This is a genomic window from Salipiger sp. PrR003 (assembly GCF_010500785.1).
In the GTDB taxonomy this organism is placed as follows: Bacteria; Pseudomonadota; Alphaproteobacteria; order Rhodobacterales; family Rhodobacteraceae; genus Salipiger; species Salipiger pacificus_A.
Genome location: NZ_JAAGOV010000054.1, coordinates 76,709 through 101,027, shown reverse-complemented (window position 1 = coordinate 101,027; position 24,319 = coordinate 76,709). Strand labels below are relative to the sequence as shown.

At 66.2% G+C, this 24,319-nt stretch carries 22 protein-coding genes and 1 pseudogene; 14 read left to right on the top strand and 9 right to left on the bottom strand.

Annotated features, from left to right (window positions below; all coding sequences use genetic code 11):
* Positions 1-134 precede the first annotated feature (134 nt).
* From G0D83_RS19900 to G0D83_RS19890, 3 genes are all read right to left on the bottom strand, one after another.
* A complete protein-coding gene (locus G0D83_RS19900; RefSeq protein WP_164196490.1) occupies positions 135-1,553 on the bottom strand; it encodes a YdiU family protein in 1,419 nt (472 codons plus the stop codon).
* A gap of 76 nt (positions 1,554-1,629) precedes the next feature.
* Positions 1,630-2,073, bottom strand: a complete 444-nt coding sequence (locus G0D83_RS19895; RefSeq protein WP_164196489.1) for a GNAT family N-acetyltransferase — start codon at positions 2,071-2,073, stop codon at positions 1,630-1,632.
* Positions 2,070-3,005 carry a nucleoside hydrolase gene (locus G0D83_RS19890; RefSeq protein ID WP_164196488.1) on the bottom strand — a complete coding sequence of 312 codons (936 nt, stop codon included), beginning with the start codon at positions 3,003-3,005 and terminating at the stop codon, positions 2,070-2,072. The genes G0D83_RS19895 and G0D83_RS19890 overlap by 4 nt, the downstream gene beginning before the upstream one ends.
* A 254-nt stretch (positions 3,006-3,259) precedes the next feature.
* Between G0D83_RS19890 and zwf the strand changes: the two genes are divergently transcribed.
* The 4 genes from zwf (at position 3,260) to G0D83_RS19870 (ending at position 7,764) form a co-directional block, all read left to right on the top strand.
* A complete protein-coding gene (zwf, locus tag G0D83_RS19885) occupies positions 3,260-4,717 on the top strand; it encodes a glucose-6-phosphate dehydrogenase (RefSeq protein ID WP_164196487.1) in 1,458 nt (485 codons plus the stop codon).
* Positions 4,714-5,391 carry a 6-phosphogluconolactonase gene (gene pgl / locus G0D83_RS19880; RefSeq protein WP_164196486.1) on the top strand — a complete coding sequence of 226 codons (678 nt, stop codon included), beginning with the start codon at positions 4,714-4,716 and terminating at the stop codon, positions 5,389-5,391. Before zwf ends, pgl begins: the two co-directional genes overlap by 4 nt.
* Before the next feature lie 18 nt (positions 5,392-5,409).
* Entirely contained in the window at positions 5,410-7,011 is a 1,602-nt protein-coding gene (pgi, locus tag G0D83_RS19875; RefSeq protein WP_370457287.1) for a glucose-6-phosphate isomerase, read from the top strand.
* A 111-nt stretch (positions 7,012-7,122) separates the two neighbouring features.
* Positions 7,123-7,764: a PRC-barrel domain-containing protein gene (locus G0D83_RS19870; protein ID WP_164196484.1), complete on the top strand. Its 642-nt coding sequence runs from the start codon at positions 7,123-7,125 to the stop codon at positions 7,762-7,764.
* 54 nt (positions 7,765-7,818) lie between these two features.
* On the opposite strand, the gene G0D83_RS19865 is transcribed toward G0D83_RS19870, so the two are convergent.
* A complete protein-coding gene (locus G0D83_RS19865) occupies positions 7,819-8,241 on the bottom strand; it encodes a cupin domain-containing protein (RefSeq protein WP_164196483.1) in 423 nt (140 codons plus the stop codon).
* 104 nt (positions 8,242-8,345) lie between these two features.
* On the opposite strand from G0D83_RS19865, the gene G0D83_RS19860 reads away from it, so the two are divergent.
* A complete protein-coding gene (locus tag G0D83_RS19860) occupies positions 8,346-8,966 on the top strand; it encodes a holin-associated N-acetylmuramidase (protein ID WP_164196482.1) in 621 nt (206 codons plus the stop codon).
* Positions 8,957-9,472 carry a holin family protein gene (locus tag G0D83_RS19855; protein WP_164196481.1) on the top strand — a complete coding sequence of 172 codons (516 nt, stop codon included), beginning with the start codon at positions 8,957-8,959 and terminating at the stop codon, positions 9,470-9,472. The genes G0D83_RS19860 and G0D83_RS19855 overlap by 10 nt, the downstream gene beginning before the upstream one ends.
* Positions 9,473-9,582: 110 nt before the next feature.
* On the opposite strand, the gene G0D83_RS19850 is transcribed toward G0D83_RS19855, so the two are convergent.
* Positions 9,583-10,152: a DUF882 domain-containing protein gene (locus G0D83_RS19850; protein ID WP_108965394.1), complete on the bottom strand. Its 570-nt coding sequence runs from the start codon at positions 10,150-10,152 to the stop codon at positions 9,583-9,585.
* A gap of 336 nt (positions 10,153-10,488) precedes the next feature.
* Here G0D83_RS19850 and G0D83_RS19845 point away from each other — a divergent pair, with 336 nt between their 5' ends.
* From G0D83_RS19845 to G0D83_RS19830, 4 genes are read left to right on the top strand one after another with little or no spacing between them, the layout of a single operon-like run.
* Positions 10,489-12,162, top strand: coding sequence for a L,D-transpeptidase family protein (locus G0D83_RS19845; protein ID WP_164196480.1), 1,674 nt, complete (start codon positions 10,489-10,491; stop codon positions 12,160-12,162).
* A gap of 30 nt (positions 12,163-12,192) precedes the next feature.
* Positions 12,193-13,305, top strand: coding sequence for a UDP-3-O-(3-hydroxymyristoyl)glucosamine N-acyltransferase (locus tag G0D83_RS19840; RefSeq protein ID WP_164196479.1), 1,113 nt, complete (start codon positions 12,193-12,195; stop codon positions 13,303-13,305).
* 45 nt (positions 13,306-13,350) lie between these two features.
* Positions 13,351-13,611, top strand: a complete 261-nt coding sequence (locus G0D83_RS19835; RefSeq protein WP_164196478.1) for an acyl carrier protein — start codon at positions 13,351-13,353, stop codon at positions 13,609-13,611.
* Complete coding sequence (locus tag G0D83_RS19830; protein ID WP_164196477.1) at positions 13,608-14,816, top strand: beta-ketoacyl-[acyl-carrier-protein] synthase family protein; 1,209 nt, start codon at positions 13,608-13,610, stop codon at positions 14,814-14,816. The genes G0D83_RS19835 and G0D83_RS19830 overlap by 4 nt, the downstream gene beginning before the upstream one ends.
* A gap of 110 nt (positions 14,817-14,926) precedes the next feature.
* On the opposite strand, the gene gap is transcribed toward G0D83_RS19830, so the two are convergent.
* The gene (gene gap / locus G0D83_RS19825; protein ID WP_164196476.1) at positions 14,927-15,928 is read right to left on the bottom strand and encodes a type I glyceraldehyde-3-phosphate dehydrogenase; all 1,002 of its coding nucleotides are present in this window, start codon (positions 15,926-15,928) and stop codon (positions 14,927-14,929) included.
* A gap of 244 nt (positions 15,929-16,172) precedes the next feature.
* Between gap and G0D83_RS19820 the strand changes: the two genes are divergently transcribed.
* Complete coding sequence (locus G0D83_RS19820) at positions 16,173-17,141, top strand: DUF808 domain-containing protein (RefSeq protein ID WP_164196475.1); 969 nt, start codon at positions 16,173-16,175, stop codon at positions 17,139-17,141.
* A gap of 135 nt (positions 17,142-17,276) precedes the next feature.
* Here G0D83_RS19820 and tkt read toward each other — a convergent pair whose 3' ends face one another.
* The gene (tkt, locus tag G0D83_RS19815; protein ID WP_164196474.1) at positions 17,277-19,295 is read right to left on the bottom strand and encodes a transketolase; all 2,019 of its coding nucleotides are present in this window, start codon (positions 19,293-19,295) and stop codon (positions 17,277-17,279) included.
* A 318-nt stretch (positions 19,296-19,613) separates the two neighbouring features.
* On the opposite strand from tkt, the gene G0D83_RS19810 reads away from it, so the two are divergent.
* Complete coding sequence (locus G0D83_RS19810) at positions 19,614-20,123, top strand: hypothetical protein (protein ID WP_164196473.1); 510 nt, start codon at positions 19,614-19,616, stop codon at positions 20,121-20,123.
* Positions 20,123-20,545 (top strand): cell division protein ZapA, encoded by a 423-nt coding sequence (locus tag G0D83_RS19805; protein ID WP_164196472.1) that lies wholly within the window; start codon positions 20,123-20,125, stop codon positions 20,543-20,545. Before G0D83_RS19810 ends, G0D83_RS19805 begins: the two co-directional genes overlap by 1 nt.
* A 148-nt stretch (positions 20,546-20,693) precedes the next feature.
* On the opposite strand, the gene eno is transcribed toward G0D83_RS19805, so the two are convergent.
* Positions 20,694-21,971, bottom strand: a complete 1,278-nt coding sequence (gene eno / locus G0D83_RS19800; protein WP_164196471.1) for a phosphopyruvate hydratase — start codon at positions 21,969-21,971, stop codon at positions 20,694-20,696.
* A gap of 248 nt (positions 21,972-22,219) precedes the next feature.
* On the opposite strand from eno, the gene G0D83_RS19795 reads away from it, so the two are divergent.
* Positions 22,220-23,407, top strand: a complete 1,188-nt coding sequence (locus tag G0D83_RS19795; RefSeq protein WP_164196470.1) for a mechanosensitive ion channel family protein — start codon at positions 22,220-22,222, stop codon at positions 23,405-23,407.
* Positions 23,408-23,557: 150 nt separating this feature from the next.
* Here G0D83_RS19795 and G0D83_RS32810 read toward each other — a convergent pair.
* Positions 23,558-24,277: pseudogene (locus G0D83_RS32810) on the bottom strand (DMT family transporter); the annotation flags it as partial.
* Between the last annotated feature and the right edge of the window lie 42 nt (positions 24,278-24,319).

The window sequence follows — 24,319 nt, the reverse complement described above, 5'->3', positions numbered from 1 at the left end:
CTCCCTTCAACATGCGTGCCGAGGTTGATGTCGCCGCAAGCTTGCCGGATGCGGTGACGTTGGGGAAGGAAAATTCCCGTATGGGCGGATTTGCGCGCTTTTACGAAGGAGTTGCCGGTCGTGCCGGCGCCGGCTCATGTGCCGCAGAAGGTCGCTTGAACAACCTCCGAGGGCAGCGGCGGGCGGCGCAGCTCGTCGGCCTCGGGCTGATCCTCGTAAGGCCGCGAGAGCACCGCATTGAGGTGATGAAAGAGGCTCTCGTCGCCCTCCATCGCGGCGGCGATCATCTGCTCGACGCGGTGATTGCGCGGGATGAAGGCGGGGTTGGCCGCGCGCATCCGCGCTTCGGGAGCGCTTTCTCCGGAGATGCGCTCCTGCCAGCGGGTGTGCCAGGCGTCATAGGCGGCGCGGTCGGTGATTTCGTCTCGGGCCGAGCCGCTGGCGAGGGCGCGGAAGGTGTTGGTGAAGTCCGAGCCGCCCGCCTGCATCATCTGCAGCAGGTCGGCGATCAGCCGCGCGTCCTCAGGGTCCGGCGCGCCAAGGCCGAGCTTGGCATCGAAGCGGGTCAGCCAGGCACCCCGGATGAGGTTGGGCATGGCGTTGATGATCTCGGTGAACTCGGTCACCGCCGCATCTTGGTCCTGCACGAGCGGCACCATGGCGGTGGCAAGCTGGGCCATGTTCCACACGATGATGTCGGCCTGCGCCTGGTAGGCATAGCGCCCGTGCTGGTCGATCGAGGAATAGACCATGTCCGGGTGATACTGGTCCATGAAGGCGCAGGGGCCGTAGTCGATGGTTTCGCCCGAGAGCGTGCAGTTGTCGGTGTTCATCACCCCGTGAATGAAGCCGAGCGACATCCACTGCGCCACCAGCTCGGCCTGGCGCTGACAGACGGCGGCTAGCATCTCGCCGGGGGTGGTGGTCTCGGGGTAGTGGCGCGCGCGGGTGTACTCGTAGAGCTGCTGCAGCTCTGGGTACTGCTGGCGCGAGGCGAAGAGCTGGAAGGTTCCGACGCGGATGTGGCTCGCGGCGACGCGGGTGAACACAGCGCCGGGCAGGATGGTCTCGCGGTAGACGTCATCGCCGGTGCGCACCGCCGCAAGCGCGCGGGTGGTGGGCACGCCAAGCGCGTGCATCGCCTCGGACAGCACGTATTCTCGCAGCACTGGCCCCAGCGCCGCCCGCCCGTCGCCGCGGCGCGAAAAGGGGGTGGGGCCGGAGCCCTTGAGCTGGATGTCGCGGCGCAGGCCGGCCCTGTCGATCACCTCGCCGAGCAGCAGTGCCCGCCCGTCGCCGAGTTGCGGAGAGAAGCCGCCGAACTGGTGGCCGGCGTAGATCTGGGCGAGCGGGTTCGCCCCCTCGGGCAGCGTGTTGCCGGAGAAGATCGCCGCGAGCAGCGGATCACCCATGCCGGTGATGCCAAGGTCCCCGGCCAGTGCCGTATTGAAGGCGATGAGCTTCGGGGCGACGACGCGGGCGGGCGGAACCCGTGCGTAGAAGGCCTCGGGCAGGCGGGCATAGCTGTTGTCGAAGGGGATCGAAAGGGTCATGACAGTCCAGATAGGCAGAGCTGGCGCTCCGCGAAAGGGGGGCTTGCGAGAGAGAGCGGCGGTTCGGGCGCGGCTCTCAGAGCGCGCAGCGCATCAGCGCGGCGCCGCGGTCCTGCAGGCGGGCGCGGCGGCAGAAGCGCTGCAGGTGTTCGTCCTCGCGGTCGACCTCCATCTGCAGGGCGGTGATGCCGCCCTGCCGCAGCGCCTGGGTGAGCTGGAACAGCGCCTCGCTGCCCATGCCGCGGCTGCGCACCGCGGGGCGGATGTAGAGCTGGTCGATCGTGCCGGTCATGCCGCCGCTTTCCACCGACCAGCCAAAGCTGACCACCACGTATCCGACCGGCGCCTTGCGCGGGCCGATGAGCCAGGCGGCGCCCTGCGGCGCGCCCTCGAGCAGCGGTGTCAGCGCTGCGGTGACCCGGGCCTCGTCGGGCTCGGTGCCGCGCTCTGCCTGGAAGCTGGCGACCATGGGCAGCAGCCGTTCGAGATCGTCGGAACCGGCGAGGTGCAGGGATTTCATAGCTTGGCCAGCCTTTCGGTGAGCAGGGTGAAGAAGGCGTCGGCATCCAGATCGCCGATGAAGGTGGCGTTGGGCGCGCGGCCCGAAACCCCCCACCAGTCGGCCACCGTCATGCCGAGGGTCAGCTCGGAAACGGTCTCGATCTCGACGTTGATGTGCCGGCCCGAAAAGATCTCGGGAGCCAGAAGATAGGCGGTGACGCAGGGATCGTGCAGCGGCGCGCCTTCGGAGCCGTATTTCTCCAGATCGAAGCGCTCGAAGAAGTCGGTCATCTCTGCCACGGCCTTGCCCACCGGCGTGCCGAGCGCGCGGATCGCGTCGTTGCGCGGCTTGGTCACCAGCGCCTTGTGAGTCACGTCGAGCGGCATGACCACCAGCGGGACGCCCGAGCCGAAGACCTCGGCGGCGGCCTCGGGATCGACGTAGATGTTGAACTCTGCGGCGGGGGTGTAGTTGCCGACCTCGAAATAGGCACCGCCCATCAGGACGATTTCCTGCACGCGCTCGACAATGTCGGGGGCGCGGCGGAAGGCGGTGGCAATATTGGTGAGCGGGCCGAGCGGGCAGAGCGTGACCGTGCCCGAGGGCTCGGCGCGCAGCGTGTCGATGAGGAAGTCGACCGCGTGGCGCTCCTGCAGCGGCATGACCGGCGCGGGCAGCTCGGGGCCATCGAGACCGGTCTTGCCGTGCACGTGCTCGGCGGTCACCAGCTTGCGTTCCAGCGGGACGTCGCAGCCGGCGAAGACGGGGATGTCGGTGCGGCCGGCCAGTTCGCAGACCATGCGGGTATTGCGCGAGGTCAGGGGCAGCGGCACGTTGCCCGCAACGGCGGTGATCCCCAGCACTTCGAGTTCGGGTGAGGCAAGGGCCAGAAGGATGGCAACCGCGTCATCCTGCCCGGGGTCCGTGTCGATGATGATGCGTCGTGCCATGGCCCGCCCCGATTTTTTCCCCGCGCCCAAGGCGTGGTCTTGTTGCTGTCGTTTTGTTCTGCCCTTGCGTCGCACGGGCGCCCCGCCGGTTCAAGCGATCCGTCGGCCTTCGGCAAATGGTTACCGGTGCGGTTTATCTTTCCCCCTGGCATTGCCGCGCTGCCGCAGGATGTTAGACTCGCGCGCAGCAATGCGGTAGGCAGGGCTCGGTTAGCGCTAACCGACGTAATATGAGAATCGGAGACAGGCCCTAGATGGTTTCCCGCGTCATTCCCGTCGATCCTTTCGACCTGGTCATTTTCGGAGGCACCGGCGATCTTGCGCGCCGCAAGATCCTGCCCGGCCTTTATCGCCGCTACTGCTCGGGGCAGATGCCTGAGGGCTCGCGGGTGATCGGCGCTGCGCGCTCCGAGATCTCGGTGGACGAATACCGCGACATGGTGCGCGAGGCGATCCTCGAGTTCGGCAAGGCCAAATGCGATGATACGTCGCTCGGTGAGTTTCTCGAACTGCTGGGCTATGTCGCCGTGGACGCCCGCGGCGAAAGCGGCTGGTCCGAGCTGAAAGAGGCTCTGCGCGACGACGATGGGATTGTGCGGGCCTTCTACTTCTCGGTCGGGCCGAGCCTCTTCGGCGATCTTGCCGAGCAACTGCGCAGCCACGGGCTGACCAATCCCGACGCGCGGATCGTCGTCGAGAAGCCCTTTGGCCACAATCTCGAATCCGCCCGCGCGCTCAACGCCGAGCTGGCCCGGCACTTCGACGAAAAACAGATCTACCGGATCGACCACTACCTCGGGAAGGAGACGGTGCAGAACCTGATGGCGGTGCGCTTCGGCAATATGCTGTTCGAGCCGCTGTGGAATGCGCAATATGTCGACCACATCCAGATCACGGTGGCCGAAACCGTCGGCGTCGGCGGGCGCGGCAGCTACTACGACAAGTCCGGCGCGATGCGGGACATGGTGCAGAACCACCTGATGCAGCTGCTCTGCCTTATCGCCATGGAGCCGCCGGCGCGCTTCGAGCCCGACGCGGTCCGCGACGAGAAGCTCAAGGTGATCCGCGCGCTCGACCCGGTTGATCCCGACAGCATCGTGCGCGGCCAGTACACCTCGGACGGCGAGGTGAACTCCTACCGCGAGGACGTCGAAAACCAGGCATCGCGGACCGAGAGCTTCATCGCGATGAAATGCTACATTTCCAACTGGCGATGGGCAAATACCCCGTTTTATCTGCGCACGGGTAAAAGGCTCTCGGCGCAGGCCTCCGAGATCGCCGTGGTGTTCAAGGACGCGCCGCATTCGATCTTCGGCATGGACGCCGGGCGGCATCGCAACATGCTGTCGATCCGCCTGCAGCCGAACGAAGGCATGACGCTGGGCGTCACCATCAAGGAGCCGGGGCCGGGCGGCATGCGTCTTGTCGACGTGCCGCTCGACATGTCCTTTGCCGATGCGCTGGGGCCGGATGCCGCAGATGCGCCCGATGCCTACGAGCGGCTGATCATGGACGTAATCCGCGGCAACCAGACGCTGTTCATGCGCGGCGACGAGGTCGAGGCCGCCTGGGCCTGGACCGATCCGCTGATCGAGGGCTGGGAACGCCGCGGCGATCACCCCAAGCCCTATGATGCGGGGAGCACCGGGCCGGACGATGCCGCTTTCCTGATCAACAGGGACGGCCGCCGCTGGCGGGGGATCAAGACATGAGCTACGAGTTCCGCGACTACCCCGACCGCGAGATGCTGGCGATCGACCTTGCCAACATGATCGCCGGAGAGCTGCGCGCACAGCTCGACCATTCCAAGCGCGTGTCTCTCGCGGTGCCCGGTGGCACATCGCCCGGGCCGATCTTCGACAGCCTCAGCGCGACGTCGCTCGACTGGGACCGGGTCGACGTGCTGCTTGGCGACGAGCGTTGGGTGCCCGAGACCTCGGAACGGTCGAACACCCGACTGCTGCGCGAGCGTCTGCTGACCGGCAAGGCTGCGGCGGCACGGCTGCTGCCGCTCTACGCCGAGGCCGAGACCCCCGAGGAGAAGCTCGAGGAACTGGCCGAGGCGATACGCCCCTCGCTGCCGCTCGGTGTGGTGCTGCTGGGCATGGGCGCCGATCTGCACACCGCCTCGATCTTCCCCGGCGCCGACCGGCTGGCCGAGGCGCTGTCGCCGGAAGCGCCGATCCTCTTGCCGATGCGCGCGCCCGGTGCGCCCGAGCCGCGGATCACCCTGACCGCGCCGGTTCTGGGCGGGGCCCTGAACAAGCACGTGCTCATCTTCGGGGCAGAAAAGCGGGCTGCGCTGGAAAAGGCCAAGGGTCTGCCGCCCGAGGAGGCGCCGATCAATGCGGTGCTCGATCAGGCGGTGGTGCACTGGGCCGAGTGACGCTATCAGACGGAACGGATCAACAGGGGACGTACCTCCATGTGGGATGACCTGAAACGCCTCGCGGCTGCACGTGAAGGCCGGCGCATCGACACGCTCTTCGCCGAGGATGCCGCGCGGGCAGAGACTTTCTCGGTCGAGGCCGAGGGGATGCTCTTCGACTACTCCAAGACGCAGGTCGACGCCGAGGTGCTGCAGGCGCTGCTGGCCGTGGCGCGCGGCGCCGACGTCGAGGCGCGGCGCGAGGCCATGTTCGGCGGCGCCAAGATCAACGAGACCGAGGGCAGGGCGGTGCTGCACACCGCGCTGCGCAACCTTGCGGGAACGCCGGTCGAGGTGGACGGCGCCGACGTGATGCCCGAGGTGCTGGACACGCTGTCGCGCATGGAGGCGCTGGCCGCCGAGGTGCGCGGCTCGAAGATCACCGACGTGGTGAACATCGGAATCGGCGGCTCGGATCTTGGCCCCAAGATGGGCACCATCGCGCTCGCACCCTATCACGACGGCCCGCGCTGCCACTTCGTTTCCAACGTCGACGGGGCGGATATCGCCGATGCGCTGAAGCTCTGCGATCCCGAGACGACACTCTTCGTCATCGCCTCCAAGACGTTCACCACCATCGAGACCATGACCAACGCGCGCACCGCCTGGGACTGGCTCGAAGCGAAGGGCGTGAGCACCGAGGGCAAGTTCGTCGCGCTCTCGTCCAATGCCGAGAAGGCGGGCGAGTGGGGCATCCCGGCGAGCCGCGTCTTTGGCTTCGAGGATTGGGTTGGCGGGCGCTATTCCATGTGGGGGCCGATCGGCCTGTCGATGATGATCGCCATCGGCCCGGAGAACTTCCGCGCGTTCCTCGAGGGCGGGCAGGCGATGGACACGCATTTCCGCTCGGCCCCGCTCGAGGCGAACATGCCGGTGCTGCTGGCCCTCGTCGGCATGTGGCACAATCAGGTGCTGGGCTATGCCACCCGCGCCGTGCTGCCCTACGAGAACCGGCTCGCCCGGCTGCCCGCCTACCTGCAGCAGCTCGAGATGGAGAGCAACGGCAAGTCGGTGGCGATGGACGGCGAGACCCTCGGCTTCGACAGTGGCCCGGTGGTCTGGGGCGAGCCCGGGACCAATGGCCAGCACGCCTTCTACCAGCTCATCCACCAGGGCACGCGGGTGATCCCCTGCGAGTTCATGGTCGGCGCGCGCAGCCACGAGCCCAAGCTGCGCCACCACCATGAGCTGCTGCTGGCCAATTGCTTTGCCCAGTCCGAGGCGCTGATGCGCGGACGCGATCTTGACGAGGCGCGCGGCAAGGTTGCCGGAAAGTTCGAGGGCGCCGAGCTGGAGCGCCAGGCCAAGCACAGGGTCTTCCCGGGCAATCGCCCCTCGACCACGCTGGTGTATCCGTTGCTCGATCCGCGCACGCTCGGGATGATCGTGGCGCTCTACGAACACCGTGTCTTTGTCGAGGGGGTGATCCTCAACATCAACTCCTACGACCAGTGGGGCGTGGAGCTCGGCAAGGAACTGGCGACCGCGCTTGGGCCGATTGTCTCGGGCAAGGAAAGCGCCGAGGGCAAGGATGGCTCGACCCGGCGATTGGTCGCATTCGCGCAACGCGATATGTGAAAAAGTTCCACGATATCAATGCAATTAAAATCGGGGCGCGGTCGGAACACGACCGCGCCCCGCGTGTTGAGAGGGCAGACAAGACGACGACTTCCCTAAGGAGGAGCTACCATGAAACGTCTCACCACCACCGCCGCCCTCATCGCCCTCGTTGCCGGTTCGGCTGCCTACGCGCAGGAAACCAGCATGGACGCTGCCAAGGACAACGCGGACGCAGCCGTGCAGAATGCTGAGCAGGCAATGGAGAACACCGGCGACGCGGTTGCTCAGGAAACCAACGAAGCCGTGGCCGAAGGCGAGCAGGCACTTGACGCAGCTGGCGACAAGATGGCCAAAGCTGGCGCCGAGATGAAGCAGGAAGCCGGCGAGATGGCTACTTCGGCCGAAAACATGTTCAACGGCTCGCCCGACGGGCTGATCCGCACCCGCGACATCACCGGCGGTGCCGTCTATGCGGTCGACGCGGATGGCGACATGTCGGACTGGGATGAAGGCATGACCTACGACACCGTCTCGGAAGACTGGGACAACGTCGGCGAGATCGAAGACATCGTGCTGAACTCCGACGGGTCGTTCCGCGGCATCGTGGCCGAAGTTGGCGGCTTCCTCGACATCGGTGACAAGCACGTGCTGCTCGAGATCGATAACGCCAAGTTCGTTCCGATCGATGACGGCGAGTACTCGGTCGTGACCAACATGACCAAGGACCAGCTGATGGAACTTGAAGACATCGACGAAGGCCCGATGAACTAAGGTTCTTTTCCAGCATCCATGCGGCCGGGGCGTCTTGCCCCGGCCGTTTTGCGTTCAGGGGATGTCGAAGCCCGGCGCGGCCAGTTCGAACCCCTCGAAGCGAAAGCCTGGCGAGACGGTGCAGCCGACCAGCGTCCAGTCGCCGAGGCTGCGCGCCGCCTGCCAATGCCCCTCGGGCACAATGAGCTGAGGCCGCGCACCCGCGCCAAGGTCCGGCCCGAGCGCGTGAACTTCCTTGGGGCCTGCCTCGGTCTGTGCCATCGAGAGCTCCAGCGGCGCCCCGGCGTAGAAATGCCAGATCTCCACCGCGTCGACCCGGTGCCAGTGGCTGCGCTCGTCGCCCCCCAGCAGGAAATAGATGCAGGTGCCGGCAGGGCGCGTTCCATCGTCGGCCCCGGCGATCCAGGTTTGCCGATAGTGCCCGCCCTCGGGGTGGGGGACGAGCCCGAGCAGCCCAATGATCTCTTCTGCTGTCATATTGCCCTGCACAGCCCCTCCGAACGCTCTGATGAAACTCCGTTTACCCCTTGTGGCAGACCATGGGGCCTCCGGGAACCCATCGGTGAAGCAGGAGGCCGACGATGACCGAAACCCCAGAGCTGCGCCGCATGGCGCAGGAGATTGTCGCGCGCGAAGGCGGCTATGTTGATGATCCGGATGATCCGGGCGGCGCCACGAACCACGGCGTCACGCTCGGCACCCTGCGGCGGCTAGGGAGGGACCTCGACGGAGATGGCGACGTCGACAGGGCGGACCTGCGGCGGCTCGGCGAAAGCGAGGCCGCGACCATCTTCCTGCGCGACTACTTCCACGCGCCGCGCATCGACGCGCTGCCAGAGGTTCTGCAACCCTCGGTCTTCGACATGTACGTGAATGCCGGAGCCGGCGCGGTGAAGCTGCTGCAACGCCTGCTGAATGAGATGGGCGAGGCGCTTGAGGAAGACGGTGTCATTGGCCCGCAAACCGTCGCGGCGGCCCGCCGGGCCATGGCTGCCGCACCGGACCATATCGCCGATGCCTACGGGATCGCGCGTCGGAACTACTACTTCGCGCTGGCGGACCGCCGCCCGGCGAGCCGCAAGTTCGCCCGCAGCCGCGCGGGCGGCAAGGGGGGCTGGATCCGCCGCGCCGAGACCTTCATCTCGCCGCGGTTCCGCCTGACCGACGATCAGTTTCGCGCCCGGGTGGCGGCATGGGGCTGATCGACCGGATTCTCGCCGCGCTCGCCGGCACCGGCGGCAGCGTGATCCGCGAGACCGCCGAGGTGTTCCGGGAAAACGCCGAGGCGGCCTCGGCGCGCGACGCGGGGTTGCGCGCCGCCGCGCTTGAGCAGTTTGCCCGCGAATTCGGGCGCCCGGCCACCTCCCGTTTTGACCGGCTGGTGGACGGGCTCAACCGTCTTCCGCGCCCGGCAATGGCCTTTGGCACGCTGGGTCTTCTCGGCAGTGCCATGACCAGCCCCGAGTGGTTTGCCGCGCGCATGCAGGGGCTGGCGTTGGTGCCCGAGCCGCTGTGGTGGCTCTTGGGCGCGGTTGTCAGCTTCTACTTCGGCGCCCGCCACCAGACCAAGGGACAGGCTTTTCAGCGCGAGATCGCGACCAGCCTCGCGCGGGCCGCGCGCCCTTCGCCCGAGCCGCGAGACTTGGCGCCCGCCGAGGAAAATGCCGCCCTCGACGAATGGCGTGCCTTGCGCTCGGGTGCCGCGTAAGCCATTGCCGCGAGGCGGAAATACCTTGGTAGAGCCGCCTCCGGACCCTCCGGAAAGACAAAGGGCGCCCCATGGGCGCCCCTGTCACACAAAAGAACCGAAAGAGCCGCTCAGCTGCCCCAGCTGCGCACCGGGCCGCAATCCATGTGCACGAAGTTCGAGCTGGAATAGCGGCCGACGCCGCCCGCGTTGCACGAGGCCGCGGCGCGCGCCATCTGGTTGACCGAGCGCGAGTTGAGCCGCAGGTCGGCTGCTTCGCCCTTGAGGTGACGCGAGTTCTTGGCAACCCCCGAGGACCGGGCCCGGAGCATCGCGTTGGTTTTCGGGCAGCGGTAGCCCGAGATCAGCATGTAGGGTTCGCTCACGTCCATGAGGTTGTGGGCTGCCGTCATGATGTCGATGGTGCGTGCGTCGATGTTCTTCACATCGTTGCTGCGCCAGTCGCGCATGAAGTAGGAAATTTCCTTGAGCGCGTCGGGGATGTACTCCCCTTCGATCCAGTAGATCATGTTGAGCGTCTCGCCGGTGCGGGCGGAGTACATCCGCAGGCGGCGCACGTCGCCCGCGCCGCGCAGGAAACCTGCCGCGCTTGCGTAAGTGGGTGCTGCCGTGACGAGAGTTGCCGCGAACGCGCCAAGAAGGCCACGCCGCGAGATGCCGCTAGCTGTTTTGTCTGTCATGTGAAGCGCCTGTCCCGTTTAGTCGCTGTGCCTGTTTGTTCCGCCTCGTTGGGCGGACCTACCATCTTTCCCCCAGATGTGCGGCTTTTATGGCACAGGAAAATTTATCGATGAAGGATATTTTGCTACCCCTAGTGGGTTCCCCGGCAAAATCGGCGAAATTTTGCGCAGACGCCGAGAAGCAACGTTCCGGCCAGAAGGAACCTCGGCGCCGACTGTGCATTGGCGTATCAACGGTGGAAAACTCGCCGATCACGCGCGATTGTGTGTGGACAAGCCCCACCGCCGCACCGGAAAATCGCCGATAGGCATGAATGCAGAATATTACGGGTCGACATGGGTAAATTGCGGAATCTCCGGCGTGGTAGCGGTCTTGTGGGCCTTGTTCTGGCAGGGGCGCTGATCGCGCTGCCGGCGGGGCGCGCCGGCGCTCAGGAACTGTCGCAGGGGCTCTCGGAGCAGGTTGGCCAGGACGTCACCCAAGGTCTTTCCATGACCGCCTACCGCCAGGCGGTGGCCGAGAATCTCTCGGGCAACGAGGGGCTCGCGGCGTTCTACCGGATGCGAGATTTCGCCCCGATCTGGACCGGCCCGGACGACACCGCGGCACTGCGGCGGGCGGCGTTGATCGAGGCGCTCGGCACGGCCTCGGTGCACGGGCTTCCCACGCAGCGCTACGATCTCGACGGTCTGATCCGCAAGATGCGCCATGTCGAGGGCGAGCGCGCCCGCGGCGAGCTCGAGGTCGAGATCAGCCGCGCCTTCCTGCAATACGCCCACGATCTGCAGAGCGGCATCCTCAACCCGCATGACGCCGACAGCGGCATCAAGCGCGACGCGCCGCGGCGCGACCCGAAGATCCTGCTCGAGGTGCTGGCGGCGAGCGATCCGCACCAGGTGCTGCAACACCTTGCGCCGTCCTCGGATGAATACGCCCGTCTGCTGCGCGCCAAGCTGAAGCTCGAAAAGATCGTCTCCCGCGGTGGCTGGGGGCCGACCGTGCGCACCGCCAAGCTCGAACTGGGCCAGCGGGGTGGCGATGTGATTGTGCTGCGCGACCGGCTGATCGCCATGGGCTATCTCGAACCGACGCTCTCGGCCGAATATGACGACACGCTGCGCAGCGCCGTGATGCGCTTCCAAGGGAGTCACGGGCTGGCGGTGGACGGCGTTGCCGGGTCGAGCACGCTCAGCCAGCTCAACATCTCTGCCGAGGACCGGCTGAAATCGGTTCTCGTGGCGATGGAGCGCGAGCGCTGGCTGAACCTGCCCGAGGGGCTCGGCAAGCGGCACATCATGGTCAATCTTACCGATTTCCATGCCGAGATCGTCGATGACGGCAAGGTCACCTTCGAGACGCGCTCGGTGGTCGGCTCGCCCGAGGATGACCGGCGCACGCCGGAATTCTCGGACAAGATGGAATTCATGGTGATCAACCCGTCGTGGTACGTGCCGCGCTCGATCGTGGTCAAAGAATATCTGCCGCTGCTGCGCAACAACCCCGGTGCCGCGGGCCATCTCGAGATCACCGACCGTCAGGGTCGGCCGGTGAACCGAGCCAACGGGTTCTCGCAATACACCGCGTCGAGCTTCCCCTTCGCCATGCGCCAGCCGCCGGGGCCGCGTAACGCGCTGGGGACGGTGAAATTCATGTTCCCCAACAAGTACAATATCTACTTGCATGACACGCCGTCGAAATCCCTGTTCGACCGCACCCAGCGCACCTTCTCGCACGGCTGCGTCCGCCTGAGCGACCCGCATGACTTCGCCTATGCGCTGCTGGCGCCGCAGACCTCGGATCCGGTGAGGTTCTTCCAGTCGAAGCTCGGGACCGGGCGCGAGACGCGGGTGAACCTCGACCAGCCGGTGCCGGTGCACCTGATCTACCGGACCGCCTTCACCACGGTGAAGGGCGAGATGGAATATCGCGCCGATGTTTACGGCCGGGACGCGCGGATCTGGGATGCGCTGAGTGCCGCAGGGGTGGTACTGGCGGGCGGGCCGAGTTAAATCCTCGGGGAGAGCATCCCGGAGGACCCAATGTCCCTAGACAGCACCGTACACACCCACAGCATTGCCCAGATCGCCGCCGCGCTTGGTCTGCCGGCAGAGGGCGACCTCGAAATCCGCATCACCTCGGTGGCCGAACCGGCGCAGGCCGGCGAGGACCAGTTGGCGCTGGCGATGAAACCCGAGTTTGCCGCCCAGATCGGCGAGGGCCAGGCGCGCGCCGCCATGCTCTGGGAAGGCGCTGACTGGCAGTCCATGGGGCTCAAGGCGGCGATTCTCGCGCCGCGCCCGCGCCACGCGCTCTCGGGCCTTTCGGCGATGCTCGACCGTGGCAATGGCTATGGCGAGGGCATCCATCCGACCGCGCTTGTCGACCCGAGCGCCGAGCTTGGCGAGGGCGTGTCCGTCGGTCCCTACACGGTGATCGGCGCGCGGGTGAAGATCGGTGCGCGCTCGGTGATCGGGCCGCAGGTCTTCATCGGCGAAGACGCCACCCTCGGCGAGGACGCGGTGATCCACTCGGGCGTGCGCATCGGCGCGCGCTGCACCATCGGCAAACGCTTCTTCGGCCAGTTCAACTGCGCGATCGGCGGCGACGGCTTCAGCTACGTGACCCCCGAGGTCTCGGGCGTGGAGAAGGCCCGCGCCAGCCTTGGCGAGGAAGGCACCCAGCAGGCACAGCAATGGGCGCGCATCCACTCGCTCGGCGCGGTCACCATCGGTGATGACTGCGAGGTCGGCGCCAATGCCACCGTCGATCGCGGCTCGGTGCGCGACACCCGCATCGGCAATGGCACTAAGATCGACAACCTCGTGATGATCGGCCACAACGTGGTGGTCGGAGACAACACGTTGATCTGCGGCTGCTGCGGCATCGCCGGCTCGACCAAGATCGGCAGCAACGTCGTGCTCGCCGGGCAGACGGGTGTGTCGGACAATATCTTCATCGGCGACAACGTGATCACCGGCGGCGGCACCAAGGTGCTGTCGAACATCCCCGCAGGCCGCGTCATGCTTGGCTACCCGGCGATGAAAATGGAAACACACGTCGAGACTTACAAGGGGCTGCGCAGATTGCCACGGCTCTTCAAGGATGTCGCCGAACTCAAGAAATCTGTTTCCAAGCTCATGGGGAATGAGTAAGCCGACGCTGACACTGACGCTGCGACGACAAAGGGAGCGCCGCACATGACTGTAAAAGACAAGGTCATCGAGATCATCGCCGAGCAGGCCGTGCTCGAACCTTCGGACGTGACAATGGACAGCACGCTCGAGGATCTGGGGATCGACAGCCTTGGTCTCGTCGAGAGCATCTTCGCCATCGAGGAAGCCTTCGATATCTCGGTTCCGTTCAACGCCAACGAGCCCGAACAGAGCGATTTCGACATCTCCTCGGTGGCGAGCATCGTCGCCGGGATCGAAAAGCTGGTGGCCGAGCAGACCGCGTGAAACGGGTCGTCATTACCGGGGCAGGCACCATCAACGCGCTCGGGCGCGGGGTGCCTGCGACTTTCGAAGCCATGCGCGAGGGGCGCTGCGGCATCGGGGAACTGGACTTCCGGGACGTCGAGCGCTTGGCCATCCGCATCGGCGGGCAGGTCAAGGGCTACGAGCCGGAAGACACCTTCAACCGCCAGCAGCTTGCGCTCTACGACCGCTTCACGCAGTTCGCACTGATCGCGGCGCGCGAGGCCATCGCGCAGTCGGGGCTCGAATTCCACGGCGACATGGCGGACCGTTCGGGCGTGGTGCTGGGCACCTCGGGCGGGGGGCTCACCACGCAGGACGAGAATTACCGCTCGGTCTACGAGGAGGGGAAGAACCGCGTCCACCCCTTTGTCGTGCCCAAGTTGATGAACAACGCCGCCGCCAGCCATGTCAGCATGGAGTTCAACCTGCGCGGCCCGACCTTCACCGTCGCCACCGCCTGCGCCAGTTCGAACCACGCGATGGGGCTTGCCTTCCAGATGGTCCGCTCGGGCGCCTGCCCGGCGATGATCACCGGGGGATCCGAGTCGATGCTCTGCTTCGGTGGAGTGAAGGCCTGGGAAGGGCTGCGGGTCATGTCCAAGGATGCCTGCCGCCCGTTCTCGGCCAACCGCAATGGCATGGTGCAGGGCGAGGGCGCGGGGGTCTACGTCTTCGAGGAGTATGACCATGCCAAAGCGCGCGGCGCCGACATCCTCGCCGAGGTGGTCGGCTTCGCCATGACCTCGGACGCGGCCGATATCGTCATGCCCAGCAAGCAGGGCGCGGCCCGGGCGATCTCGGGCGCGCTGCGCGACGGCAGGATCGATCGCGACGAGGTGGGCTACATCAACGCCCATGGCACCGGCACCGCCGCCAACGACAAGACCGAATGCGCCGCCGTGGCCGATGCCATGGGGCCGCAGGCCGACCGTCTGATGATCTCCTCGACCAAATCGATGCATGGCCATTGCATCGGCGGCACCGGCGCCGTCGAGCTTTTGGCCTGCATCATGGCGCTGCGTGACGGGGTGATTGCGCCCACCATCAATCACGAGGAATTCGACGCCGAATGCGCGCTCGACGTGGTGCCCAACGAGGCGCGCGAGGCAGATGTTTCGGTGGTGCTGTCGAACGCGTTTGCCTTTGGTGGACTGAACGCGGTGCTGGCGCTGCGCAAGGTCTAGGCGCGTCGCCCGAAAGTACGAGCTGACATGCAAAAGGGCGGCCAGATCGGCCGCCCTTTGTTATTACCGCTGGACCCGAAAGTTCCGCGCGCGGGATCGGTTTTCGCGGATCAGTGCAGGGTGCGTCCAAGCACCGCGGCGACATCCGCCATGCGGGCCGAAAAACCCCATTCGTTGTCGTACCAGGCCAGCACGCGGACGGTGCGGCCGATGACCTTGGTCTGGTCCGGCGCGAAAATCGAGCTGTGCGTCGTGTGGTTGAAATCGATCGAGACCTTGGGCTCGGGATCATAAGCCAGAACCGATCCCATGCGGCCGCCTGCGGCCTCGCGGATGATCTCGTTGACGTCGGCGACGGTCACGTCCTTGCCGGCCTGGAAGGTCAGGTCCACGGCCGAGACGTTCGGCGTCGGCACCCGGATGGACGAGCCGTCGAGCTTGCCCTTGAGGTTCGGCAGCACCTCGCCGAGCGCCTTGGCGGCCCCGGTGGAGGTGGGGATCATCGCCATGGCGGCGGCACGGGCGCGATAGAGGTCCTTGTGGCGGCGGTCCAGCGTCGGCTGATCGCCGGTGTAGGAGTGGATCGTGGTCATGATCCCGCTCTCGATGCCGATCGCCTCGTCGAGCACCTTGGCCAGCGGTGCCAGCGCATTGGTGGTGCACGAGCCGTTGGAGATCATCGTGTGACCCTTTTCCAGATCGCGGTGGTTCACGCCGTAGACGATGGTCTTCTGCACGTTCTTTGCAGGGGCCGAGATCAGCACCGACTTGGCGCCCTGGTGAATGTGCTGCACGGCCTTCTCGCCGTCGTTGAAGTTGCCGGTGCATTCCAGAACGACGTCGCAGCCGGTCCAGTCCAGCTCTTTCATGTCGTAGGTCGACATGACCTCCATCGGGCCACGACCGATGTCCATCGTGGTGCCGTTGACCCGCACCTCGCCGCCGAAGCGGCCATGCACGCTGTCGTAGCGCAGCAGGTGGGCGGCGGTCTCGAGCGGGCCGGTGGCGTTGATCTTCACCACCTGCACGTCGTTGCGCGCGCTCTCGGCGATATGGGCGAGGGTGCAGCGGCCAATGCGGCCGAATCCATTGATGCCGACGGTCACGGTCATGGAGCGGTCTCCTGGTCAGGAAAGGGGAGGAAGTGGGATAACTTTCTTACTCGTATACAGAGGTGTGCCGTCGCAGCAACGCGAAAAATAGAGGAATTGCAGTATGTTAGCGATAAACTACGCTGCGGGCGCTAACATGGCGAACTGGTAGCGCATAAGCTTGGGCAGTGCCCTCGCGGCAGCCGCGCGCTTGCACAATGGCGCCGCCGGATTACTTTTGGTCGCAAACAACACGGAGCAGAACATGAGCGGACTTCTCGCGCTTCTCGACGACGTGGCGGGAATCGCCAAGATCGCGGCGGCCTCGGTCGATGACATATCGGCCAGCGCCGCAAAGGCCGGCTCCAAGGCCGCGGGCGTGGTGATCGACGACGCCGCGGTGACACCTAAATACGTGGCCGGCTTCGAGCCGAAGCGTGAACTGCCGATCATCTGGCGCATCGCCCGCAGCTCGGTGTTCAACAAGGTGGTGATCCTGCTTCCGCTGGCCCTGCTGTTGTCGAGTTTCGCGCCTTGGCTGCTGCCGCCGCTGCTGATCGCCGGCGGGTCATTCCTGTGCTTCGAGGGAGCCGAAAAGGTTCTGCACGTCCTGAAGCCCGGACATGAGAAGACCAATCCGGAAAAGCAGGTCGAGAAGGGCGACCCGGTGCACCTCGAAGAGCAAAAGGTTAAGGGGGCGATCAAGACGGACTTCATTCTCTCGGCCGAGATCATGACCATCTCTCTTTCGGCCATCGAGGTTACCGAGGTCTGGATCAAGGCAGTCGCGCTCGGACTGGTCGGCGTCGGCATCACCGCATTGGTCTATGGCGCGGTGGCGCTGATCGTGAAGATGGACGACATCGGCCTCTGGCTCACCCGCGTCGGCCGCCTTGGCGCCACACGGGCGCTCGGGCGCGGCATCGTCAAGGGTATGCCGATTGTCATGTGGCTGCTGTCGACCGTCGGTACCGTGGCGATGCTCTGGGTCGGCGGCTCGATCCTTGTGCATTCGCTGGCGCAGATGGGCTGGCACATGCCCGAGGAGACGATCCACCACCTCGCCGAAAGCGCGGCACATTTGGTCCCCGAAAACCTGCAACCGGCGGCGCTGTGGATCGTCACGGCGGCCTGCGACGCGGTGCTCGGCGTGATCTGGGGGATGATCCTCGTGCCGATCATCACCAAGCTGGTTCTGCCGCTCTTCGGCAGCAGCAAAAAGGCGGCGCACTGAGCGCCGCCCCGGTCACCTAGGTCAGTCACCGAAAAAGGGCGCCCCGCGAGAGGCGCCCTTTTTATGTCTTGTCTTTACGAATACGCCGGGGGTGAGCCCTAGGGGCGAGGGGCAGCGCCCCTCGCTGCGCCTGGATCAGAGCAGCCCCTTGGCCTGTCCGACCACGTTCTCCGCAGTGATGCCGAACTTCTTGTAAAGTACCTCTGCCGGAGCCGAGGCGCCAAAGCTGTCCATGCCGACAAACGCCTGTTTCGCTTCGCGGCCGCGTTCGCCGAGCAGCCAGCGGTCCCAGCCGCCGAGACGGGTTGCCGCCTCGATGCCGACGCGGACCGGGCCGGCCGGCAGAACGCGCTTGCGGTAGGCCTCGTCCTGCTGCGCGAAGAGCTCCATGCAGGGCATGGAGACGACGCGGGTGCCGATGCCCTCGGCCTGCAGCGCGTCGCGCGCGGCGAGCGCGATCTCGACCTCCGAGCCGGTGGCGATCAGGATCACCTGGCGCTTGCCCTCTGCCTCGGCGAGCACATAGGCGCCCTTCGAGGTCAGGTTGTTCGTCTTGTGCTCGCGGCGCACGGTCGGCAGGTTCTGACGGGTCAGCGACAGCACCGAAGGGGTGCCTTTCTGCGTCAGCGCCACTTCCCAGGCTTCCGCGGTCTCGACGGTGTCCGCGGGGCGGAACACCAGCGTGTTCGGCGTCGCGCGGCTGATTGCCAGGTGCTCGACCGGCTGGTGCGTCGGGCCATCCTCGCCGAGGCCGATGGAATCGTGGGTCATCACGAAGACCGTCGGGATCTGCATCAGCGCGGCGAGGCGCATCGCCGGGCGCGCGTAATCGGTGAAGGCCATGAAAGTGCCGCCATAGGGGCGCAGGCCGCCGTGCAGCGCCATGCCGTTCATCGCCGCGGCCATGCCGTGCTCGCGGATGCCCCAGTAGACGTAGCGGCCTTTGCGGCTATCCACGTCGAAGACACCGAGGTCACCGGTCTTGGTGTTGTTCGAGCCGGTGAGGTCGGCCGAGCCGCCCACGGTCTCGGGCATGATCGGGTTGACCACCTCGAGCACCATCTCCGAGCTTTTGCGGGTGGCGACCTTAGGCCCTTCTTCCGAGACCTGCTTCTTCAGCGCGCGGATCACCGCCGAGAGCTTCTTCGGCGCGTCGCCGTTTTGCTGGCGGGTGAATTCCTTCTGGCGGCTGTCCGACAGGGCGGCAAAGCGCTCTTCCCACTCGGCGCGATCGGCTGCGCCGCGGCTGCCGACCTCTTCCCACCAGCTCTTCACCTCGGCGGGCACTTCGAACGGGCCATAGGCCCAGCCCCAGTTCTCTTTCGCCGCGGTGTTCTGCTCGGCGTTGGTCAGCGCGCCGTGACCCTTGGAGGTGTCCTGCGCGGCGTGGCCAAGCGCGATATGCGTCTTGCAGGCGATCATCGTCGGCTGGGCACTCTTCTTTGCCGCGGTGATGGCCGCGTCGATCGCCTCGGGATCATGGCCGTCGATCTCGATGACTTCCCAGCCAGCCGAGCGGAAGCGGCCAACTTGGTCGGTCTTGTCCGACAGTTCGACCTTGCCGTCGATGGTGATGCCGTTGTTGTCCCAGAAGACCACGAGCTTGCCGAGGCTGTAGCGGCCGGCGAGGGTGATCGCCTCCTGGCTCACGCCCTCCATCAGGCAGCCGTCGCCGGCGATGACATAGGTGTGGTGATCCACGACCTTCTTGCCGAAGCGGGCACGCAGGATCTCTTCGCCCATGGCGAAGCCGACGGCGGTGGCGATGCCCTGGCCGAGCGGACCGGTGGTGGTCTCGATGGCGTCGGCGTGGAAGTTCTCGGGGTGGCCGGCGGTGCGGGCGCCCCACTGGCGGAAGTTCTTCACCTCATCGAGGGTGATCTGTTCGTCACCTGCGAGATAGAGCAGCGAATAAAGCAGCATCGAGCCATGGCCAGCCGAGAGGATGAACCGGTCGCGGTCCGCCCAGGTCGAGTTCTTGGCGTCGAACTTCAGGTGCTTGGAGTAAAGCACTGTGGCCACGTCGGCCATGCCGATGGGCATGCCGGAGTGGCCGGAATTTGCAGCCGTGACCGCGTCCAGCGTCAGCGCGCGGATGGCGCAGGCGCGGGTCCAGTGGTCGGGGTTCTTGGCTTTGAGTGCAGAAATGTCCACGGGGCTTTGTCCTCTTGCCGGAAGCCTGTCATCGGGCTCAATAGCAGCGCTACGGATAAGTTCAAGCGCAGTGGCCGGAACTTGTCATGCGCAGGATGAAGCACGCGCCCTAAGGCCTTGGAACATATGGCGCGCATTTTCCGGGCCCGCTTGTTATCCTTTCCCCGAACGGGGGCGCATTGATTCGCCTTTCCAGACTCTTTGGTATAGGTCGGCAACACCCGGATGCGGGCCGCCATGGGCGATGCCGCAAGGACGGCCCGAAAGGCACGCGGAACAGATGACACTCGGAAAGAGGCAAGGAATAAGGGACGCAGGATGAGCCAGATCGACGAGTTGCACTCCAGGATCACGCGCGCGCTCGACCGCATCTCGACGGGAGTCGAGGCGCTGGGGCCGGCACGGTCGGCCGCGGAGGGCGGCGCGGAGAGCGAGATTGCCACCGCCCTGGAAGAGGAGCGCATGGCCAACTCCCAGCTCGAGGAGCGGGTGCGGCAACTGCACGCGCAGCTGGAAAATCCGCCGGAAGGCGCTGCCGGAGCCGAGGCGCTGGCGGCACAGCTCGCCGAGCAGCAGGAGGCCCTTGCGGCGCTCGACGGCGAGTTGCAGCGGCTGCGCCAGGCCAATGACATGCTGATGCGGTCACAGACCGAGATGCGCGCCGCGCTCGAGGCGGGCATCGGCGAGCCGCATCTGGTCAACCAGGCCATGCTGGCCGAGCTCGACTCGCTGCGCGCCGCGCGCGGTGTCGAGGAAGCCGAGGCGCGGGCGCTGCTGGCGGGGCTGACCCCGGTGCTGGCCGCCGCGACCAATCCGGAGGAGCTGTGATGTCGCAGATCGAAGTCGAGATCCCGATCGGCGGCCGCCTCTTCGAGGTCGCCTGCCAGGAGGGCGAAGAGCAATATCTCCAGGCCGCCGCACGCATGCTGGACACCGAGGCGCAGGTGCTGGTCGGTCAGATCGGCCGCATGCCCGAGGCGCGCATGCTGCTGATGGCCGGGCTGATGCTGGCAGACAAGACCGCCGGCCTCGAGGATCGCCTGCGCGAGACCGAGGACCGGCTGCGCGAAGCGGAGGAGCGCATGGCCGCCATGGCCGCCGAGGTGCGCGCCTTGCGCGATGCCCCGCCGCCCGAGGCCGAGCGCGTCGAGGTGCCGGTGATCCCGCGCAGCCTGACCGAGGCCATGGCCGAGCTTGCCGCGCGCGCCGAGGCGCTGGCAGAGGCGGTCGAGGAAAAGAGCGCGTCCTGACCCGGTCTTCCGAGAGCAGTTGATCCGGGGCACGCTCCCGGTGCCGCCGTGACGGGGCGTGTTTGCTAGGCGAAGAAGCGCAAGGCGGCGGCCCATAGAAAAAGGGCGGGGAAATTCCCCGCCCTTCGCCATTCTTGGTGGTCCGAAATCAGCGCTTGAGGATCGAGCGGCCGGCGTATTCGGCGGCCTCGCCCAGCATTTCCTCGATGCGGATCAGCTGGTTGTACTTGGCGAGCCGGTCCGAGCGGGCCAGCGAGCCGGTCTTGATCTGGCCGCAGTTGGTGGCGACAGCGAGGTCGGCGATGGTGGCATCCTCGGTCTCGCCCGAGCGGTGCGACATCACGTTGGTGTAACGCGCGCGGTGAGCCATATCGACGGCCTTCAGCGTTTCGGACAGGGTGCCGATCTGGTTGACCTTCACCAGCATGGAGTTGGCCACGCCCTGCTCGATGCCCATGGCAAGGCGCTCGGGGTTGGTGACGAAGAGATCGTCGCCGACCAGCTGGACCGATGCGCCGAGTTTCTCGGTCAGCAGCTTCCAGCCTTCCCAGTCATCCTCGGCGCAGCCGTCCTCGATCGAGATGATCGGGTAGTCTTCGCAGAGCTTGGCAAGGTAGTCGACGTTCTCGGCGGAGCTGAGCGAGAGGCCTTCGCCCTTCATCTCATACTTGCCGTCCTTGAAGTATTCGGTCGAGGCGCAGTCGAGCGCGAGGTAGATGTCCTCGCCGGGCTTGTAGCCGGCCTTCTCGATGGATTTCAGGATGAAGTCGAGCGCGTCCTTGGTCGAGGCCAGCTCGGGCGCAAAGCCGCCCTCATCGCCAAGACCGGTCGACATGCCCGCCGCCGAGAGTTCCTTCTTCAGCGTGTGGAAGATCTCGGAGCCCATGCGCACGGCTTCGCCAATGCTGGTCGCCGAGACCGGCATGATCATGAATTCCTGGATGTCGATAGGGTTGTCGGCATGCTCGCCGCCATTGATGATGTTCATCATCGGTACCGGCAGGACGCGCGCCGAGGTGCCCCCGACGTAGCGATAGAGCGGCTGGCCGGTGAACTCTGCCGCCGCCTTGGCCACGGCGAGCGACACGCCGAGGATCGCGTTGGCGCCGAGCCGGCCCTTGTTGTCGGTGCCGTCGAGCTCGATCATCGCCATGTCGATGGCCTGCTGCTCGGTGGCGTCAAAGCCGACGATGGTTTCGGCGATCTCGCCGTTGACCGCCGCCACCGCCTCGAGCACGCCCTTGCCCATGTAGCGCGCCTTGTCGCCGTCGCGCTTTTCCACGGCCTCGTGCACGCCGGTCGAGGCGCCCGAGGGCACGGCGGCGCGGCCCATGGTGCCGTCTTCCAGCGTGACGTCGACTTCGACGGTGGGGTTGCCCCGGCTGTCGAGGATCTCGCGGGCGTGAATGTCGATGATGATGCTCATGGGTCCCTCGCAAAGGAATGGGTTCGCGATGAGCTATAGCAGGGGTTGGGCAGATGTAAACAATGACGGTAACGCTAACATAGCCTGTTCCCATGGGGTTGCGCTAACAACTCCATGGGCTTGCAGGATTGTTTTTGCCCCCGGGGAAATGGCCTCTAGGTTTTTGCTGCAGACGCATAGGCAATGATCAGCAGGAAAGGCCGCGAGAGGGGTGCCGAGGGGAGGACGGCGCCGCGCGGACGTGATGCATGGACGACGAACTCAGCCAGATCGGCCAGCAGGTGGCCGAGATCTCCGAGCTTGACCAGCTCGAACAGCAGGTGGCGAATTTTTCGGAGACGGTCGAGGCGATCATTCCGGTGTTGCCGGGTTGGGTGATGCCCACGGCGGTGCTGGGCGTTGCCTTTCTGGTCGGGGTGCTGGCCTTCCGGCTGGTCTTCGGCCTGCTGACGCGGATGGTGGAGAAGCGCGAGCTCTTCTGGCGCAGCCTCGTGTCGCGCACCCGCCGTCCGCTGCGCATGGGGCTCGTGGTGTTCTTCCTCGCGATCGGCGTGGCAGTGGCGCCGCTCGATGCGACGTGGCGCGACCTCGCGCAACATGCGCTGCTGATCGCCTTCATCGTGCTGGTGGCCTGGGTGGTGCACACCGCGCTGCACATCTGGACGACGGTGCGGCTTCGGAAATTCTCGCTCGATGCCGAGGACAACTTCCTGGCGCGCAAGCACGTCACGCAGAGCCGCATCCTGGTGCGTCTGACCGGCTGGCTGATCCTCATCGTCACCATTTCGGCGATCCTGATGACCTTTCCGGGGGTCCGCCAGTGGGGCGTGTCGCTTCTGGCCTCGGCGGGGGCGGCGGGCATCGTGGTGGGCTTTGCGTTCCACCCGGTGCTGAAGAACCTGATCGCCGGCATCCAGCTTGCCATCACCCAGCCGATCCGCATCGACGACGCGGTGATCGTCGAAGGCGAATGGGGCTGGATCGAGGAGATCACCGGCACCTACGTGGTCATAAAGATCTGGGACTGGCGGCGGCTGATCGTGCCCTTGAGCTATTTCATCGAGCAGCCGTTCCAGAACTGGACGCGGGACGGATCGTCGCTGATCGGCGGGGTGCTGCTTTATCTCGACCATTGCGCCGACATCGGTCGGATCCGCGAAAAGATGACCGAGATCTGCCGTGAGAGCGAACTTTGGGACGGCAACGTGTGCCATCTGCAGGTGAACGACTTCCGCGAGCGTGTGATGGAGATCCGCATCCTCGCCTCGGCGCGCAACGCGCCGCGCACCTATGACCTGCGCTGCGAGATCCGCGAGAAGCTGATCACCTGGATCCAGCGCGAGATGCCCGAGGCGCTGCCGCGCACCCGCGAGACGGTCTCGGTGGACGCGGCCAACAGCGTCAGGGCGCCGGGGATCGAGGTCGTGGGGGGATGAGGCGAACGCCGGGGGCTCAGAGAGCCCCCGGGTGACGTCCCTCTGCCGGGCGCGGGCCAGACGGTGCTCGCGCACGAAGGTGTAGAGCCCGGCGGCGAGGATGAGTGCGGCGCCGGCGAAGGTCCAGCCGTCGGGGCGCTCGCCGAAGATCAGCATGCCAAGGCTCGCGGTAAAGATCAGCCGGGTGTAGCGGAAGGGCGAGACCGCCGCGACCTCGGCCATGCGCATGGCGTTGGTCACCGCGAGATAGCCGGCCGCGGTGACGGCCACGGCGGCCAGCATCGGCGCCACGGCGGGCAGGGTGAAGTCCGGGGCGCGGCCCGAGACGATCAGCAGCACGAGGCCCACGGGCGCGATCGACACCATGCCCCAGGCCGAGACGACGATCGAAGGCAGCGCGGCGGGCAACGTGCGGGTCACCAGATCCCGCGCGGCAAGGCCGATCACACCGACGACGGCGAAGATCTCCCAGCCGGTGAATTCCGCGCCGAAGGGGCGGATCACCATGAGCATGCCGGCAAGACCGACACCTATCGCCGTCCAGCGGCGCCAGCCGACCGTCTCGCCAAGGAACAGCGCCGCGCCCAGTGTCACCGCCAGCGGCGCGGTCTGCATGATCGCCGCCATCACCGAGAGCGGGATGTAGGTCAGGCCGACGATCATCCCGAGCCCGCCGACCATTTCGAAGAGGTTGCGCAAAAGCACGCGCGGATGCAGCGCATCGGCGCGGCGCAGCGGCAGCTTCTTGAGCCGGGCGAGGATCAGGAAGACGCAGCAGCCGCCGAGCCCGATGGCCATCATGACCTGACCGGAGGGCGCCTGCAGCGTCGACAGCTTGATGAAGGCGTCGCTGAGAGCCAGCAACGCCATGCCAAGCACCATCAGGGCGATGGCGCGGAGGGTGTCCATGGT

Excerpts from the sequence above, each read along its gene's own strand:
- G0D83_RS19900 (WP_164196490.1), bottom strand. The coding sequence starts at position 1,553 with ATGACCCTTTCGATCCCCTTCGACAACAGCTATGCCCGCCTGCCCGAG.
- G0D83_RS19895 (WP_164196489.1), bottom strand. The coding sequence starts at position 2,073 with ATGAAATCCCTGCACCTCGCCGGTTCCGACGATCTCGAACGGCTGCTG.
- G0D83_RS19890 (WP_164196488.1), bottom strand. The coding sequence starts at position 3,005 with ATGGCACGACGCATCATCATCGACACGGACCCCGGGCAGGATGACGCG.
- zwf (WP_164196487.1), top strand. The coding sequence starts at position 3,260 with ATGGTTTCCCGCGTCATTCCCGTCGATCCTTTCGACCTGGTCATTTTC.
- pgl (WP_164196486.1), top strand. The coding sequence starts at position 4,714 with ATGAGCTACGAGTTCCGCGACTACCCCGACCGCGAGATGCTGGCGATC.
- G0D83_RS19870 (WP_164196484.1), top strand. The coding sequence starts at position 7,123 with ATGAAACGTCTCACCACCACCGCCGCCCTCATCGCCCTCGTTGCCGGT.
- G0D83_RS19865 (WP_164196483.1), bottom strand. The coding sequence starts at position 8,241 with ATGACAGCAGAAGAGATCATTGGGCTGCTCGGGCTCGTCCCCCACCCC.
- G0D83_RS19860 (WP_164196482.1), top strand. The coding sequence starts at position 8,346 with ATGACCGAAACCCCAGAGCTGCGCCGCATGGCGCAGGAGATTGTCGCG.
- G0D83_RS19855 (WP_164196481.1), top strand. The coding sequence starts at position 8,957 with ATGGGGCTGATCGACCGGATTCTCGCCGCGCTCGCCGGCACCGGCGGC.
- G0D83_RS19850 (WP_108965394.1), bottom strand. The coding sequence starts at position 10,152 with ATGACAGACAAAACAGCTAGCGGCATCTCGCGGCGTGGCCTTCTTGGC.
- G0D83_RS19845 (WP_164196480.1), top strand. The coding sequence starts at position 10,489 with ATGGGTAAATTGCGGAATCTCCGGCGTGGTAGCGGTCTTGTGGGCCTT.
- G0D83_RS19840 (WP_164196479.1), top strand. The coding sequence starts at position 12,193 with ATGTCCCTAGACAGCACCGTACACACCCACAGCATTGCCCAGATCGCC.
- G0D83_RS19835 (WP_164196478.1), top strand. The coding sequence starts at position 13,351 with ATGACTGTAAAAGACAAGGTCATCGAGATCATCGCCGAGCAGGCCGTG.
- gap (WP_164196476.1), bottom strand. The coding sequence starts at position 15,928 with ATGACCGTGACCGTCGGCATCAATGGATTCGGCCGCATTGGCCGCTGC.
- G0D83_RS19820 (WP_164196475.1), top strand. The coding sequence starts at position 16,173 with ATGAGCGGACTTCTCGCGCTTCTCGACGACGTGGCGGGAATCGCCAAG.
- G0D83_RS19810 (WP_164196473.1), top strand. The coding sequence starts at position 19,614 with ATGAGCCAGATCGACGAGTTGCACTCCAGGATCACGCGCGCGCTCGAC.
- G0D83_RS19805 (WP_164196472.1), top strand. The coding sequence starts at position 20,123 with ATGTCGCAGATCGAAGTCGAGATCCCGATCGGCGGCCGCCTCTTCGAG.
- eno (WP_164196471.1), bottom strand. The coding sequence starts at position 21,971 with ATGAGCATCATCATCGACATTCACGCCCGCGAGATCCTCGACAGCCGG.
- G0D83_RS19795 (WP_164196470.1), top strand. The coding sequence starts at position 22,220 with ATGGACGACGAACTCAGCCAGATCGGCCAGCAGGTGGCCGAGATCTCC.